Genomic DNA, 15,633 nt, shown 5'->3' on the forward strand with positions numbered 1-15,633 from the left:
GGGGCAAGCACGGCCGGCGCCTGTGCCCGGCCGCAAGCAATGATGCAGCCGACTTTCTTCGACTATGCCGTGGTCTTCATCCTGCTGGCCTCGGGCGTGCTCGGCGTGCTGCGCGGCCTGGTGCGCGAGGTGCTCTCGCTGATCGGCTGGGTGGTGGCGTTCTGGGTGGCGTTCCGCTATGGCGCGGTGGCCGCGGGCTGGATGCCTGAATCGATGCCTGGCGGCGAGCTGGCGCGCCATGCGCTGGGTTTCGTGGTGCTGCTGATCGGCACCGTGCTGGGCGCCTCGCTGGCCGGCATGGTGGTCGGGCAGCTGCTGGAGAGCACCGGGCTCAAGCCCGCCGACCGCGGGCTGGGACTGATGTTCGGCCTGCTGCGCGGCGTGCTGCTGGTGATGGTGATGGTCACGCTGGCCAGCCTGACCAAATTGCCGGAAGAACCGTTCTGGCGCGACGCGGTAAGCCGCCCTTATGTGATGCAGGCCATGGAATCGGTGAAGCCATGGCTGCCGCCGGAGCTGGCGAAGTACGTCAAGACATGAAGCCGGGCATGGTGCCCGGTCGGTAGTACGCAGGCCTTTGGGTCCGGGGGATTTCCGGACCAGGCTGCGCCCCCTGATTCAAAGCCTTTCCTGGGAGCTTGGCAATGTGCGGTATCGTCGGCGTGGTTTCAGCCACGCCTGTCAACCAATTGATTTACGACAGCCTGCTGTTGTTGCAACATCGCGGACAGGATGCTGCCGGCATCGCCACCGCCAACGGCAGTACTTTCCACATGCACAAGGCCAACGGCCTGGTGCGCGATGTCTTCCGCACCCGCAATATGCGCAGCCTGCCCGGCGCCGCCGGTATCGGCCAGGTGCGCTATCCGACCGCTGGCTCGGCATCCAGCGAGGAAGAAGCGCAGCCGTTCTACGTGAACGCGCCCTATGGCGTGATCCTGGCGCATAACGGCAACCTGACCAACTGGGAGCAGCTGCGCGAGGAGATGTTCCGCCGCGACCGCCGCCACATCAACACGCATTCGGACACCGAAGTGCTGCTGAACGTGCTGGCCGACGAGCTGCAGCGCGCCAGCAACGGCATGGCGCTGGACCCGGACACCATCTTCACGGCGGTCAGCGGCCTGCACCGCCGCGTACGCGGCTCGTATGCCATTGCCGCGCAGATCGCCGGCTACGGCATGCTGGCGGTGCGCGACCCGTTCGGCATCCGCCCGCTGTGCCTGGGCAGCGTCGAGACCCCCACCGGCAAGGAATGGATGGTGGCATCCGAGTCCGTGGCGCTGGAAGGCATCGGCTACAAGCTCGAGCGCGACGTGGCGCCGGGCGAGGCCATCTTCATCGACCTGGACGGCAAGCTCTACAGCAAGCAGTGCGCCGAGAACGCGGTGCTGACGCCGTGCATTTTCGAGTACGTCTACCTGGCCCGCCCGGATTCGTGCATCGACGGCGTGCCGGTCTATGACGCGCGCCTGCGCATGGGCGACTACCTGGCCGAGAAGATCCGCCAGGAAGTGTCAGCCGGCGATGTCGACGTGGTCATGCCGATTCCCGATTCCAGCCGTCCGGCCGCGATGCAGGTGGCCAACCGCCTGGGCGTGAACTACCGCGAAGGCTTCTTCAAGAACCGCTACGTCGGCCGCACCTTCATCATGCCCGGCCAGGCGGTGCGCAAGAAGTCGGTGCGCCAGAAGCTCAATGCCATGGGCGTGGAGTTCAAGGGCAAGAACGTGCTGATCGTCGATGACTCGATCGTGCGCGGCACCACCTCGTTCGAGATCGTGCAGATGGCGCGCGATGCCGGCGCCAACAAGGTGATCTTCGCCTCGGCCGCGCCGCCGGTGAAGTACCCCAACGTGTACGGCATCGACATGCCGACCCGCAGCGAGCTGGTGGCCCATAACCGCACCCACGAAGAGATTGCGAAGATCATCGGCGCGGACAAGCTGGTGTACCAGGACGTGGAAGCGATGAAGCAGGCCGTGCGCGACATCAACCCGGCGCTGAAGGACTTCGATGCTTCGTGCTTCGATGGCCGCTACATCACCGGCGATATCGACGAGGCCTACCTGAACCGCCTCGAAACGGCGCGCAGCCAGGCCGACCGCGACGGCACCAATGGCGACACCGAGCGCTCGCAACTGCACCTGCAGCGCTCCGGCGGCAACGAGTAAGCCGTGCCGCCGCTGTCCGCGCGTTGACGAATGCGGAGCCCGGCCGTAACATGGCCGGGCGTCGATTTGATAGTCAGCTTGCGGACGCGGGTCCAGCCCGAAACAGCTAAAGAGATGGCGGTCAGCAACGATTCCCGATGCGCAGTGCCTTCGCGGCGCAGCGATTTCCGGAAGCTGGCCGCCACAGCCTGAAGCCGAAGGCCATTCGCAGAACAGCAAGCCCGTCGATCCGACCACCCGATCGCACGGGCTTTTTTCATGGCCGCGCGCCGGTCCACCTGGCCGGCGCCGGCTCGTCGAAACCATCGCATTCGCGCGGGTACGACCGCGCTCCACCAGCATGAACGAACCGCTCAACCCCGAATCGCTCGGCATCGACACCCTCGGCGTGCGCGCCGGCACGCTGCGCAGCGAATTCATGGAGCACTCCGAGGCCATTTACCTGACCTCGAGCTTCTGCTTCAACAGCGCCGCCGAGGCCGCCGAACGCTTCGCCAACTCGGAAGAGGGCTTCACCTACTCGCGCTTCACCAACCCGACCGTGTCGATGTTCCAGTCGCGCCTGGCCGCGCTGGAAGGCGCGCAGGCCTGCATGGCGACCGCCTCGGGCATGAGCGCGATCCTGTCGGTGGTGCTGTCGTCGATGCAGGCGGGCGACCACCTGGTCAGCTCGCGCGCGATCTTCGGCTCGACCATGACGCTGTTCGGCAATATCTTCTCGAAGTTCGGCGTCGAGACCACCTTCGTCGACCCGAGCGACCTGAACGCATGGCGCGCCGCGGTGCGCCCGAACACCAAGCTGCTCTTCCTGGAAACGCCGTCGAACCCGCTGACCGAAGTGGCCGATATCGCCGCCGTGGCCGACATCGCCCACGACGCCGGCGCGCTGCTGGTGGTCGACAACTGCTTCTGTTCGCCGGCGCTGCAGCAGCCGATGAAGTTCGGCGCCGACATCGTGGTGCATTCGGCCACCAAGCATATCGACGGCCAGGGCCGCGTGCTGGGCGGCGCGGTGCTGGGCTCGCACGACTTCATCATGGGCAAGGTGTTCCCGTTCGTTCGCACCGCGGGCCCGACGCTGTCGGCGTTCAACGCCTGGGTGCTGCTCAAGGGCATGGAGACGCTGGCGATCCGCATGGAACGCCATTCGGCCAGCGCGCTGGCGCTGGCGCAGTTCCTGGAATCGCATCCGGCGGTGGCGCGCGTGTTCCACCCGGCGCTGAAGTCGCACCCGCAGCACGAGATCGCCATGCGCCAGCAAAGCGGCGGCGGCGCGATCGTGTCGTTCGAGCTGAAGGGCGCCACGCCCGAGCAGCAGCGGGCCAATGCCTGGCGCGTGATCGACAACACCCGGCTGTGCTCGATCACCGGCAACCTGGGCGACACCCGCACCACCATCACGCACCCGTACACCACCACGCACGCGCGCGTGAGCCCCGAGGCCAAGGCGGCCGCGGGCGTCGGCGAAGGGCTGATCCGGCTGGCGGTGGGGCTGGAGTCGGTCGATGACCTGAAGGCCGACCTGCTGCGCGGCCTGGGCGACTGAGGGCTTACTGCGCCGGCTGTGGCGGCTGTGCAGGTTGTGGCGACGGGGGCGGCGCGGGTTCGTCGCTGCCGGCCACGGCCTTCACGCCTGCGGCCGTGACGTCGTAGGTGGTGCTGACCGCGGTTGTCGCCACGCTGACGGCGGCCGATCCGACGGTAGCCACCGTCGACACCGCGGCACTACCCACGGCCATCACCATGCACCCGGCCAGTGACGCCGTGGCGCATGCGGCCGCCAGCGCCAGGACGGTGCGCTGCAAGGTGGCGGAATCTCCGCTATCGTTGCGCACGTTGCGACGCAATCCGAGAAATCGATATGGCATGGACACTGCTGGCCCTGGCAGGGCTGTTCGAGGTGGTGTGGGCGATCGGGCTGAAGTACACCGAAGGTTTTACGCGGCTGGTGCCCAGCGTCATCACGCTGATCGGCATGGCCATCAGCGTGCTGCTGCTGGCGCTGGCGCTGCGGCATATCCCGGTCGGGACCGGCTATGCTGTCTGGACCGGGATTGGCGCGGTCGGCACCGCGATCCTCGGCATCATACTCTTCAATGAGCCCGCCACTGTGGCGCGGCTGGCCTGCATCGGCCTGATCGTGTGCGGGATTGCCGGGCTCAAGCTCGTGGGCAGCGCCTGAGGCCCGGCATGCGGCAGTCTTAGCGCAGCAGCCGGCGGCGCAGCAGCATCAGGCACACTACCAGCGCCACCATTGCATAGGCGCCCAGTACCGCCAGGTGCAGGCCGACATCCTCCGACGGACGGCCCAGCATCAGCGGCCGGATCAGCGCCACCGCATGCGCCAGCGGCAGTACCTTGGTGGCTGCCTGCACGCCCTCGGGCAACTGTTCCAGCGGGAAGAACACGCCCGACAGCAGCAGCATCGGCGTCATCACCAGGGTCTGGTAGAACATGAAGAAGTCGTAGCTGGGCGCCAGCGCGGTGACAGTCATCGCCAGCGCGGCAAAGGCAATGCCGGCCAGCACGATCACCGGCAGCGCCAGCAGCGCGCCGGGCATCTGCGCATAGCCGAGCGCGCCCGCCACCAGCATGATGGCCAGCCCGGACAGCACCGCCTTGCTGGCCGCCCAGGCGATCTCGCCCAGCACCACGTCGCCCAGCGTCAGCGGGGCATGCATGATCGCCTCCCAGGTGCGCTGCACGTGCATGCGCGAGAACGCCGAATACATCGACTCGAAGCTGGCCGACATCATCACGCTGGACGCGGTGGTGCCGGCGGCCAGGAAGGCGATATACGACACCCCGTTGACCTGGCCCACCATCAGCCCCAGCCCGAGGCCGAGGCCGAACAGGTAGATCATCGGGTCGGCGAGGTTGCCGATCATCGACGGGATGGCCAGCTTCTTCCACACCATGTAGTTGCGGTACCAGACCATCATCCAGTTGCGCAGGTTGCGCGGCAGCAGCGGCTGTGGATAGCGCTGGCGCGGCGTCGCGGCGGCGTGGCCGCCAGCGGCCGCGGGGGCAGTGGTGGTATCCGCGCGGGGATCCTGTTCGCTCATGTCAGTCCCTCGGTTCAGTCCCGCATCTCGCGGCCGGTCAGCTTGAGGAACACGTCCTCCAGGTTGGCCGGGCGGTGCAGGTAGCGCACGCCGTTCCTGCCGTGCAGCGCCGCCAGCAGCGGGGCGGGCTCGCGCACATAGCAGAACAGCGTCTCGCCGCTCATTTCAGTACGTTGCGCCAGCGGCGTCAGGCTGCCGCGCAGCGTGTCCAGTTCATCGCCATAGACCTCGACCACGTCGCAGCCGATCTGGCTGTCGATCAGCTCGTGCGGCTTGCCTTCGGCAATCTTGCGGCCGCCGTCGATCACGCACAGGTAGTTGCACAGCCGTTCGGCCTCTTCCATGAAGTGCGTGGTCAGCAGGATGGTCTTGCCGCTGGCCATCAGCGACTTCAGGCGCTCCCAGATCAGGTGGCGCGCCTGCGGGTCCAGGCCGGTGGTGGGCTCGTCCATCACCAGCAGGTCAGGGTCGTTGATCAGCGCGCGTGCCACCGTCAGGCGCCGGCGCATGCCGCCGGAGAGGTCGCGCACCTGCGCATCGGCGCGGTTTTCCAGCCGGGCGAATTCCAGCAGCATCGGCACGCGCCGCTCGATCTCGGCCGACGACAGCCCGAAGTAGCGCCCGAAGATGCGCAGGTTCTCGATCACCGAGAAATCCGGGTCGAGGTTGTCGAACTGCGGCACCACGCCCACGCGCATGCGCGCCTGCGGCGCGCGCTCGGGGATGGGCTCGCCGCACAGCGTGAGCGTGCCGGCCATGGGCGTGGTCAGGCCCAGCAGCAGGCGCAGCGTGGTGGTCTTGCCGGCGCCGTTGGGCCCCAGCAGGCCGAAGCACTGGCCGCGAAATACCTGGAGATCGAGGTCGTCGACCACGACCGTGTCGCCGTATTGCTTGCGCACCTTGCGCAACTCTAGGATGGCAGTCAAGGCAGGGTCCGGTGTGGCGCCGCACGGGCGCAATATCCGCCATTATGCCGGTCATCGGCGCAATGCTCAGGTGGCGCAGTGCAGCAAAAGCCGCGGCGGCAAGGCGCAGCGGGGGCCGGCCTGGGCGCGAGGCATAAAAAAACCGCCAGCGAACTGGCGGTTTTTTTATGCCCGGCGGTGCCAGGCGGCGAAGCGTACCGGATCAGTACATCTTCTTCGGCAGCATCTGCATGCGCAGGCGCTTGCGCAGACGTGCTTCGGCGGCCTTCTTCTTGCGCTTGCGCTCGGTCGTCGGCTTCTCGTAAGCGGTGCGGCTCTTGAGTTCAACGATCAGGCCAGTCTGCAGAATGGCGCGACGGAAGCGCCGCATTGCAACTTCAACGGGCTCACCGGGTTTCAAGACGATCTTAGTCAATTCAGTCCTTTAGGGGATTGCCGCAAGGAGCGGCTGGTTCACACGGGGGGAAACTGCGGTCGCCGGAGCGACTGGTATTGCACGCCGGGCTAATGCCCTGGTGCGCCCCCGCGAACCTGAAAGATGTGGACGTTTCAGTCCGTGCAACCAGTGTCAGGGGTGATAGCGCCAGGTCCTATACAACTGGAGCCTGACAGTACCGGTTTCCATGAATGCTATACGCCCGTAACTATGGCATGTATACGACTGCACTGTCAAGAATGTAGTGCAATGCGCGCGCGGGCGCAGCGTCGGAAATCGCCGCTAGTCTACCTTGGCGCACTTTACGCCGGCGCCTGCGTGGCACAATCTGGCTGCGCTCCCGCCGCTGCGAGGCAAGCGCGACCACCATGCCTGAGCCGCGCCAACCCGACGATCCCCGCCCCGACCCCGACCACCTGCTGCAGCGCATGCAGGCCGCCGGCGAACGCGCCGCGCGCGGGTGCCTGCGCATCTATTTCGGCGCTTCGGCCGGCGTCGGCAAGACCTTCGCCATGCTGGCCGCGGCGCGCGCGCAGCGCGAGCAGGGCGGCGACGTGGTGGTGGGCGTGGTCGAAACCCATGGCCGCGCCGAAACCGAGGCGCTGGCCGAAGGCATCGAGCGCGTGCCATTGCGCCGCGTCGACTACCGCGGCCGCACGCTGCAGGAATTCGATCTCGATGCGGCCCTGGCACGCCGGCCTGCGCTGATCCTGGTGGATGAGCTGGCGCACAGCAACGCGCCCGGCAGCCGCCACCCCAAGCGCTGGCAGGACATCGCCGAACTGCTGTCGGCCGGCATCGATGTCTGGACCACGGTCAACGTCCAGCACCTGGACAGCCTGAACCAGGCGGTGGCCGGCATCACCGGCATCCGCGTGCGCGAGACCGTGCCCGACGCGGTCTTCGACGATGCCGGCGAGGTGGTGCTGGTCGACCTGCCCGCCGACGAGCTGCTGCGCCGCCTGCGCGAAGGGCGCGTGTACGTGCCCGAGCAGGCCCGCCATGCCGTGCAGCATTTCTTCCGCAAGGGCAACCTGATTGCGCTGCGCGAGCTGGCGCTGCGCCGCACTGCCGACCGCGTCGACGACGACGTGCGCGCCTACCGGCAGGAAGCCTCGATCGAACCGGTCTGGCGCACGCGTGAAGCGGTGCTGGCCTGTGTCGGCCACGGCAGCGATGCTGCGCAGGTGGTGCGCAGCGCGCGCCGGCTGGCCGGGCAGCTCGATTGCGACTGCCATGTGGTGACGGTGTCGGTGCCGCGCCTGGCACCCGTGCCCGACGCCCAGCGCGAGCAGCTCGACCAGGCCATGCGGCTGGCCGAGGCGCTGGGCGCGCGTACCGAAACGCTAGCCGGCAGCGACATGGTGGCGGCGGTGGCCGGCTATGTGCGGCGGCACAATCTGACCAAGGTCTTGATCGGCCGCACGCCGGCGCGCTGGGCCGATGGCGGGGCTTCATTGTCCGGCCGCATGCACGCGCTGCTGGCGCGCGCGCTGGCGCCATGGCTGGGCGCGCGCGCGTGGCTGTTCGGGCGCACCAGTTTTGCCGATGCGCTGGCTGCGGCGTGTCCCGAGATCGACGTGATCCGCGTGGCGGACGACAGCGTCCGACAGGAGACCCCCGCTGATGCGCCCGTGCTGCCCGGCACCGAGCCGCCGCAGGCAGACGCCCGGCCTGCGCAGTGGCCGGGCCTGCTGTGGGCGGTGGCCTGGTGCGCCGGCGCCACCGCGCTGTCGGCGCTGGCGCGGCCATGGTTCGACCTGGTCAATATCGCCATGCTGTTCCTGCTGGCGGTGGCCGGCGTGGCGCTGCGCCACGGACGTACCGCGGGGGCGTTCGCCGCGCTGGTGGCGGTGGGGGCGTTTGATTTCTTCTTCGTGCCGCCGCAGCTGTCGTTTGCGGTCACCGACGTGCAATACCTGGTGACCTTCCTGGTGATGCTGGCAGTCGGGCTGGTGATTGGACAGCTGACGGCCGGACTGCGCGAGCAGGCCCAGGTATCGGTGCAGCGCGAGACCGATGCGCGCACGCTGTACGAGCTGGCGCGCGAGCTGTCGGCGGCGCTGACCGACGCGCAGATCGTCGGTATCGGCAGCCGCTTCCTGCGCGCGGCGTTCGATGCGCGTGCCGCGTTTTTCCTGGTCGGCGCGGACGGCCGGCTGCTGCCCGCGGCCACGGCTCCCGAGGCCGGCGGCGCGGCACAGAGCGATGCCGTCGACCACGTGCTGGCGCAATGGGTCTTCAACCACGGCCAGCCGGCCGGCACCGGCACCGACACGCTGCCTTCCGGCACGGTGCTGTACCTGCCGCTGAAGGCGCCGATGCAGGTGCGCGGCGTGCTGGCAGTGGAGCCGCGCACCTGGCGCGCATTTGCTCAGCCCGCGCTGCGGCGCCAGGTCGATGTCTTTGCCACGCTGATCGCGATTGCGATCGAGCGGCTGCACTATGTCGAGGTGGCGCAGCAGGCGCTGCTGGCGATGGAGTCCGAGCGCCTGCGCAGCTCGCTGCTGGCGGCGGTGTCTCACGACCTGCGCACGCCGCTGACCAGCCTGATCGGCATGGCCGAGACCCTGCAGCGCGGCACGACGCCGCTGGCGCCGGAGGTGGCCGAGACCGTCGGCGCCATGCGCGACCAGGCGCGCCGCATGCACGCGATGGTGGCCAACCTGCTCGACATGGCGCGGCTGCAAAGCCGCAGTGTGGCGCTGCGCAAGGAATGGCAGTCGTTCGAAGAACTGGCCGGCGCGGCGCTGGCGTCGCTGCGCGATGCGCTGGCGCGGCACCGCGTGGTGGTGGCCGACCTGTCGGCACTGCCGCTGGTGGAATGCGATGGCGTGCTGATGGAGCGCGTGCTGTGCAACCTGCTGGAGAATGCGGCCAAGTACACCGCGCCGGGTACCGAGATCCGCGTGCGCGGCGAGCTCTCCGACGACGCCGTGCACCTCGTCGTCGAGGACGACGGCCCCGGCGTGCCGGCGGCGATGGCGCGGCAGGTGTTCGAGAAATTCACCCGCGGCGAGCGCGAGTCCGCCACCACCGGGGTGGGCCTGGGGCTGGCCGTGTGCGAGGCCATCGTGCAGGCGCACGGCGGCAGCATCCGCGTCGAGCCGGTGCATGCTCGGGCGCAGGGCGAAGGCACCGGCGCGCGCTTCGTGGTCACGCTGCCGCGCGGCAACCCTCCAGTGCTGGAACTGGAAGCGGCCGGCTTGCCGGCCTGAACCCGACAACCTTTCAAGGATCTGACGCGTTATGCCATTCGAGTTTTCGCCCACGGTGCTGCTGGTGGAAGACGAGCCCCATATCCGCCGCTTCGTGCGCGCGGCGCTGCAGGACGAGGGCTGCACCGTGCACGAGGCCGAATCGCTGCAGCGCGGACTGATCGAGGCCGGCACGCGCCAGCCGGACCTGGTGATCCTGGACCTGGGGCTGCCCGATGGCGACGGCGTATCGATGATCGGCGACCTGCGCACCTGGACCGAAGTGCCGGTGCTGGTGCTGTCGGCGCGCACCGGCGAGGCCGAGAAGATCCGCGCGCTCGACGCCGGCGCCGACGACTACCTGACCAAGCCCTTCGGCGTGGGCGAGCTGGTGGCGCGCCTGCGCGTGCTGCAGCGCCGCCATGTGCGTGCCGGCGCGCAGGGGCGGGCGCAGGTGGCGTTCGGCGAGATCGCCGTGGACCTGGCCAACCGCCAGGTCACGCGCGCGGGGGAGCCGGTGCACCTGACGCCGATCGAGTTCCGGCTGCTGGCGGTGCTGCTGGCGCATCGCGGCAAGGTCATGACCCACCGCGAACTGCTGCGCGAGGTGTGGGGGCCGTCGCATGCCGACAGCAGCCAGTACCTGCGCGTCTACATGGGGCACCTGCGGCACAAGCTGGAAGCCGACCCGGCCCGGCCTGCCTACCTGCTGACCGAGATCGGCGTGGGCTACCGCTTCGCCGGCTGAGCGCCGGGTCACTCCCACAACACTTTCTTGCCGGTCACGCGCCGCGTGAGGCTGGCGCTCGCCCCTTGCACTCCCGGTAAACCCGCAGCGATGTCGAAATTGTTTGACGGATAAATTCAAGATAATAAACTGTTATTCATAGATATGAATTAAGGCAGGAGCACCGCATGCAGGACCAACCCGTCTATTTCATCTCGACCGACGAGGTCGAGGGCTACCACCCCGCCAACCATGTCGGCACCCTCAATCGCCGGCTGATCGGCCCAGAGACCGTCGGATCGCGGCATCTGGAAGTGATCCACGGCACCATCGAGAAGGGCAAGGGCGCGCTGCCGCACGCGCATCCCGGCATCGAGCAGGTCTGCTACGTGCTGGAAGGCCGCGCCGTGGCCGAGGTCGGCGGCCAGCGAAAGGAACTGGGCCCTGGCGACTGCTGCTTCTTCCCGCCGGACCAGATGCATGTGTTCACCGTGGTCAGCGACGAGCCGGCCAAGATTCTGGTCATCTATTCCCCGCCATATGAGGAATCCCCCGAGCGCGTGATACGGCCCGCATAAGACGCGGCTGGTCACGGCAAGGGATTGAACAACTACAGGAGACAACTACCGTGAAGTCCTTCAGCAATGCCTTTGCCAGCCTGGTGCTCGGGTGCACCGCGGCGCTGGCCGCCACCCCGGCGCTGTCGGCCGATGAATTCCCGTCCAGGCCGCTGCGCCTGGTGGTGCCGTTCGCTGCCGGCAGCGGCACCGATGCCGTGGCCCGCCTGACTGCCAAATACCTGGGCGAGGCGCTGCAGCAGCCGGTGGTGGTGGACAACAAGCCCGGCGCCAACGGCACCATTGCCGCCGAGTTCGTGGCCAAGGCCCCGGCCGATGGCTACACGCTGTTCATGACCACCAACACCACGCATTCGGCCAACCCGTCGCTGATGAAGCAGCTGCGCTATGACCCGGTCAAGGATTTCACGCCGGTCTCGCGCATGGGCAACCTGCCGTTCATGCTGGTGGTCAACCCGGCGCTGCCGGTGAAGACGCTGCGCGAGTTCATCGACTATGCCAGGGCGCATCCGGGCCTGAGCTATGCCAGCGGCAACAGCACCGGCATCGTCTCGGGCGCCACGCTGTCGAAGATGGCCGGGCTGAACATGCTGCACGTGCCATACAAGAGCACGCCGCCGGCGATGACCGATGTGATGGGTGGCCAGGTGCAGGCGATGTTCGTCGACTTTGCCGCAGGCATCGCCAACGTGCGCGCCGGCAAGCTGCGCGCGCTGGCGGTGACCACCGCGCAGCGCAGCGAACTGCTGCCCGACCTGCCGCCGCTGGCGAGCGTGCCGGAGCTGAAGGGTTTCGACGTGACCTCATGGAACGGCGTGTTCGCGCCGGCCGGGGTGCCGGCGCCGGTGGTGCAGCGGCTCAATCGTGAACTGGTTGCCATCGCCACCAGCAAGCAGCATGCGCCGCGGTTCCACGCGCTGGGCTTCGAGCCATTCGGCAGCACGCCGGCCGAGCTCAGCCAGTTTGTCGTGGCCGAGCTGCAGAAGTGGTCGCGGCTGGTGAAAGACGCTGGCATCCAGCCGGAATAGGCGCTCTTCGGGCAACCATCAGACAACCAACAAGACAACGACATCAGGCAGGTAACGCTATGAATTTCGACCTCTCCGAAGAACAGGCATCCATCGTCGAGGCCGTGCAGCAGGTCTGCACGCAGTTCGACATGGAGTACTGGGATCGCCTGGACAAGTCCGGCACCTATCCGCACGAGTTCTACAAGACGCTGTGCGAAGGCGGCTGGCTGGGCGTGGCGATGCCCGAGGCCTTCGGTGGCGCGGGCCTGGGCATCCTGGAAGCGGCGCTGGTGATGCAGACCATCTCGCAGTCGGGCGCTGGCATGACCGGCGCCTCGGCGGTGCATATGAATGTGTTCGGCCTGAACCCGGTGGTGGTGTTCGGCACCGACGAACAGAAGGGCCGCTTTCTGCCGCCGCTGATCGCCGGCCAGGAGAAGGCCTGCTTCGGCGTGACCGAGCCCGACGCGGGCCTGGACACCACCAAGCTCAAGACCTTTGCGCGCAAGGTGCCGGGCGGCTATTCGGTGAGCGGGCGCAAGATCTGGATCTCGACCGCGCAGGTGGCCGACCGCATGCTGCTGCTGGCGCGCACCACGCCGCTGGAGTCGGTGAAGAAGTCGACCGAAGGGCTGTCGCTGTTCTACACCAAAGTCGACCGCAGCAAGATCGAGATCCGCGAGATCGACAAGATGGGCCGCGCCGCCGTCGATACCAACATGCTGTTTATCGACGACCTGTTCATCCCGGAGGAAGACCGCATCGGCGAAGAGGGCAGGGGCTTTGAGTACATCCTGCACGGACTTAACCCGGAGCGCATCCTGATCGCGGCGGAGGCCATCGGCCTGGGCCGCGCGGCGCTGGCCATTGCCACGCAGTACGCCAAGGAGCGCGTGGTGTTCGGCCGCCCCATCGGCATGAACCAGGGCGTGCAGCATCCGCTGGCGCAGGCCTGGATGCAGCTGGAGTCGGCCAACCTGATGATGCTCAAGGCCGCCGCGCGCTATGACGCCGGGCAGTCCTGCGGCGCCGAGGCCAACACGGCAAAGTACCTCGCCGCCGAGGCCGGCCATAACGCGTGCCAGACCGCGATCCTGACGCTGGGCGGCATGGGCTACTCGCGCGAGTACCGCGTCGAGCGGCTGCTGCGCGAGTCCTATATCCCGCGCATCGCGCCGGTCAGCCCGCAGCTGATCATGTGCTTTATCGCCGAGCGCGTGCTGGGTTTGCCCAAGTCGTACTGAGAGGGAGCGACGATGCCAGACGAGCAAGCGCAGGCGAGCGCGGCCACCGGGCCGCTGGCCGGCATCCGCGTGATCGACATGACCGCGGTCGCGATGGGGCCGTATGCCACCCAGATCCTCGGCGACATGGGGGCTGAAGTCATCAAGGTCGAGCCGCCCGCCGGCGATGTGTTCCGCCACGCCGAGCCGGCGCGGCACGCGGCCATGGGCGCCAGCTTCCTGAACCTGAACCGCAACAAGCAGTTCGTGGTGCTGGACGTGAAGCAGCCCGATGACCTCGCCGCGCTGAAAGCCCTGATCGCCACGGCCGATGTCTTTGTCTCCAACGTGCGGCCGCAGTCGCTGCGCAAGCTTGGGCTGGACTATGCGTCGCTGCGCGCGGACCATCCGCGGCTGATCTACTGCGGCGCTTATGGCTATTCGGAAGAGGGTCCCTACGCGGGCGCGCCGGCCTTCGACGACATCATCCAGGCGCGCAGCGGCATGGCGCAGTTCCAGGGTGCGAACTCGAACGAAGGCCCGCAGTACGTCAACACCATCCTGGCCGACAAGGTGGCCGGGCTGACCGTGGCCTACGCGATCCCGATGGCGCTGTACGAGCGCGAGCGTTCCGGCCAGGGCCAGGCCATCGAGGTGCCGATGTTCGAGACGCTGGTGTCCTTCCTGGCCACCGAGCAATTGGCCGGGCAGACCTTCATCCCGCCGCTCGGGCAGGCCGGCTATCCGCGCGTGATGTCGGCGCACCGCAAGCCCTATCGCACGCGCGACGGCCATATTGCGCTGCTGCCCTATACAAGCGCCCAATGGCTGCGTTTTTTCGATGTGTCAGGCCATGCGGAGCTGGCGCAGGATCGGCGCTATGCCACCCCGGCCGCGCGCAGCGCCAATATCGACGCGCTCTACGCCACACTGGCCGAGATCGTCGCGCAGCGCAGCACTGCGGAATGGCTCGACCTGCTGCGTGATGCCGATATCCCGCACAGCGAAGTGCCGCATTTCGAGAGCCTGGCCGACGACCCGCACCTGCGCGCCACCGGCATGATGTTCGAATACGACCATCCCAGCGAAGGCCGGCTGCGTGGCGTGGGCATCCCGACGCGCTTCTCGCGCACGCCCGGCAATATCCGCAGCTGGCCGCAGGCGTTGCCCGGGCCAGGCGGCGCGGAGGGCGGCTGACACCCTTGCCGGCCGACTCCGCCGCGTACAATCCCGGCCAACAGATATTGAAGTCGAGGAAGCCAACGATGGCAGAACAGGAACCGGCAGAAAAATCGGGTCACGCCAGCGTCAAGACCGCGCTGCGCGTGATTGAGATCATGGAGATCTATGCGCGCGAAGGGCGCTCGCTGACGCTGACCGAGCTGGCCAGGCTGCTGGGCGCGCCGATGTCGAGCTGCCTGGGGCTGATCCGCACACTGGCCTCGCTCGGCTACCTGTACGAGACCGGCCGCCGCCAGGGCTACTACCCGACGCGCCGGCTGCTCGACATTGCCCAGCGCATCGCCCGCAACGACCCGCTGCTCGAACGCGTGCAGCCGGTGCTGGAATCGCTGCGCGACACCACCGGCGAAACCGTGATCTTCGGCAAGCTTCAGGATGACGGCCGCGTGCTGTACCTGGAGGTGCGGGAGTCCGGCAATCCGGTGCGCTATATCGCCGCGCCGGGCGAGCTGCGCGATGCGCACGTGAACTCGATCGGCCGCGCCATCCTTGGCACGATGCCGGCGGACAGCCGCGCCGAACTGCTGGCCGGCGTGTCGTTTGCCTCGCGCACGGGGCGCACGGTGGACTCGCTGCGCGTTTTCGAAGCCGCCATGCAGCAATGGCAGGCGCAAGGCTGGTATCCGAACTTTGGCGAGTCGTTTCCTGATCTCGGCGCGATCGCCTTCCCGGTGGCCATCGGGGGCGTGACCTATGGCATGTCCGTGGCGGGGCCGCTGCATCGGATCGAGGCCAATGCCGACGCCATTGTCGTGGCGCTGAAGGCCGCTGGCGGTTCGCTGCAGGGATAAGTGGGAGAGGGCAGGCGTTGCGGCGGCCCGCAGGCTGTCGTGACGGCTGTCGAGGCCGGACAAGATCGAAGCGCGTTGCGCGAACCGAAGCCCAAAACGAAAAAGCCCGGTGCGTTTGCACCGGGCTTCCGTATCGGTTGGCTCCCCGACCTGGGCTCGAACCAGGGACCTGCGGATTAACAGTCCGTCGCTCTACCGACTGAGCTATCGGGGAACAGCTGAGAAAGAAATTATAGCCAGTTTCTCTTTTCTTCGTCAACACCT

The 15,633-nt window shown here is 67.7% G+C and carries 15 protein-coding genes and 1 tRNA gene; 11 read left to right on the forward strand and 5 right to left on the reverse strand.

The genetic code is table 11. The features are described 5' to 3' along the window. Nucleotides 1–42 precede the first annotated feature (42 nt). The 3 genes from C265_RS17640 to C265_RS17650 all read left to right on the forward strand — a co-directional run bounded on the left by C265_RS17640 (nucleotide 43) and on the right by C265_RS17650 (nucleotide 3,720). Nucleotides 43–540, forward strand: coding sequence for a CvpA family protein (locus C265_RS17640; RefSeq protein WP_010814640.1), 498 nt, complete (start codon nucleotides 43–45; stop codon nucleotides 538–540). A 104-nt stretch (nucleotides 541–644) separates the two neighbouring features. Continuing rightward, nucleotides 645–2,174: an amidophosphoribosyltransferase gene (purF, locus tag C265_RS17645; protein ID WP_010814641.1), complete on the forward strand. Its 1,530-nt coding sequence runs from the start codon at nucleotides 645–647 to the stop codon at nucleotides 2,172–2,174. A 340-nt stretch (nucleotides 2,175–2,514) separates the two neighbouring features. Further along, on the forward strand, nucleotides 2,515–3,720 hold the full coding sequence (locus tag C265_RS17650; RefSeq protein ID WP_010814642.1) for an O-succinylhomoserine sulfhydrylase: 1,206 nt from the start codon (nucleotides 2,515–2,517) through the stop codon (nucleotides 3,718–3,720). A gap of 4 nt (nucleotides 3,721–3,724) precedes the next feature. Here C265_RS17650 and C265_RS17655 read toward each other — a convergent pair whose 3' ends face one another. Then, nucleotides 3,725–3,979, reverse strand: coding sequence for a hypothetical protein (locus C265_RS17655; protein WP_010814643.1), 255 nt, complete (start codon nucleotides 3,977–3,979; stop codon nucleotides 3,725–3,727). A 56-nt stretch (nucleotides 3,980–4,035) separates the two neighbouring features. Between C265_RS17655 and sugE the strand changes: the two genes are divergently transcribed. Then, nucleotides 4,036–4,356, forward strand: a complete 321-nt coding sequence (sugE, locus tag C265_RS17660; RefSeq protein ID WP_010814644.1) for a quaternary ammonium compound efflux SMR transporter SugE — start codon at nucleotides 4,036–4,038, stop codon at nucleotides 4,354–4,356. Between the two features lie 19 nt (nucleotides 4,357–4,375). Here the strand turns inward: sugE and C265_RS17665 are convergent, their stop codons facing one another. The 3 genes from C265_RS17665 to rpsU form a co-directional block, all read right to left on the reverse strand. Then, nucleotides 4,376–5,239, reverse strand: a complete 864-nt coding sequence (locus tag C265_RS17665) for an ABC transporter permease (RefSeq protein ID WP_010814645.1) — start codon at nucleotides 5,237–5,239, stop codon at nucleotides 4,376–4,378. Between the two features lie 14 nt (nucleotides 5,240–5,253). After that, the gene (gene nodI, locus C265_RS17670; RefSeq protein WP_026200447.1) at nucleotides 5,254–6,165 is read right to left on the reverse strand and encodes a nodulation factor ABC transporter ATP-binding protein NodI; all 912 of its coding nucleotides are present in this window, start codon (nucleotides 6,163–6,165) and stop codon (nucleotides 5,254–5,256) included. Between the two features lie 202 nt (nucleotides 6,166–6,367). Next, nucleotides 6,368–6,580, reverse strand: coding sequence for a 30S ribosomal protein S21 (rpsU, locus tag C265_RS17675; RefSeq protein ID WP_010814647.1), 213 nt, complete (start codon nucleotides 6,578–6,580; stop codon nucleotides 6,368–6,370). A gap of 389 nt (nucleotides 6,581–6,969) precedes the next feature. Between rpsU and C265_RS17680 the strand changes: the two genes are divergently transcribed. From C265_RS17680 to C265_RS17710, 7 genes are all read left to right on the forward strand, one after another. Further along, complete coding sequence (locus C265_RS17680) at nucleotides 6,970–9,819, forward strand: sensor histidine kinase KdpD (RefSeq protein WP_010814648.1); 2,850 nt, start codon at nucleotides 6,970–6,972, stop codon at nucleotides 9,817–9,819. A 31-nt stretch (nucleotides 9,820–9,850) separates the two neighbouring features. Further along, a complete protein-coding gene (kdpE, locus tag C265_RS17685) occupies nucleotides 9,851–10,546 on the forward strand; it encodes a two-component system response regulator KdpE (RefSeq protein ID WP_010814649.1) in 696 nt (231 codons plus the stop codon). 167 nt (nucleotides 10,547–10,713) lie between these two features. Continuing rightward, nucleotides 10,714–11,103, forward strand: coding sequence for a cupin domain-containing protein (locus tag C265_RS17690; protein ID WP_010814650.1), 390 nt, complete (start codon nucleotides 10,714–10,716; stop codon nucleotides 11,101–11,103). Between the two features lie 50 nt (nucleotides 11,104–11,153). Next, the gene (locus tag C265_RS17695) at nucleotides 11,154–12,131 is read left to right on the forward strand and encodes a tripartite tricarboxylate transporter substrate binding protein (RefSeq protein WP_010814651.1); all 978 of its coding nucleotides are present in this window, start codon (nucleotides 11,154–11,156) and stop codon (nucleotides 12,129–12,131) included. Between the two features lie 59 nt (nucleotides 12,132–12,190). Further along, entirely contained in the window at nucleotides 12,191–13,357 is a 1,167-nt protein-coding gene (locus tag C265_RS17700; RefSeq protein WP_010814652.1) for an acyl-CoA dehydrogenase family protein, read from the forward strand. Nucleotides 13,358–13,369: 12 nt separating this feature from the next. After that, nucleotides 13,370–14,533: a CaiB/BaiF CoA-transferase family protein gene (locus C265_RS17705; RefSeq protein WP_010814653.1), complete on the forward strand. Its 1,164-nt coding sequence runs from the start codon at nucleotides 13,370–13,372 to the stop codon at nucleotides 14,531–14,533. A 68-nt stretch (nucleotides 14,534–14,601) separates the two neighbouring features. Beyond that, a complete protein-coding gene (locus C265_RS17710; RefSeq protein WP_010814654.1) occupies nucleotides 14,602–15,369 on the forward strand; it encodes an IclR family transcriptional regulator in 768 nt (255 codons plus the stop codon). A gap of 138 nt (nucleotides 15,370–15,507) precedes the next feature. On the opposite strand, the gene C265_RS17715 is transcribed toward C265_RS17710, so the two are convergent. Continuing rightward, nucleotides 15,508–15,583, reverse strand: a tRNA-Asn gene (locus C265_RS17715). Between the last annotated feature and the right edge of the window lie 50 nt (nucleotides 15,584–15,633).

Origin of the sequence: Cupriavidus sp. GA3-3 (genome assembly GCF_000389805.1) — a bacterium.
Classification (GTDB): domain Bacteria; phylum Pseudomonadota; class Gammaproteobacteria; order Burkholderiales; family Burkholderiaceae; genus Cupriavidus; species Cupriavidus necator_D.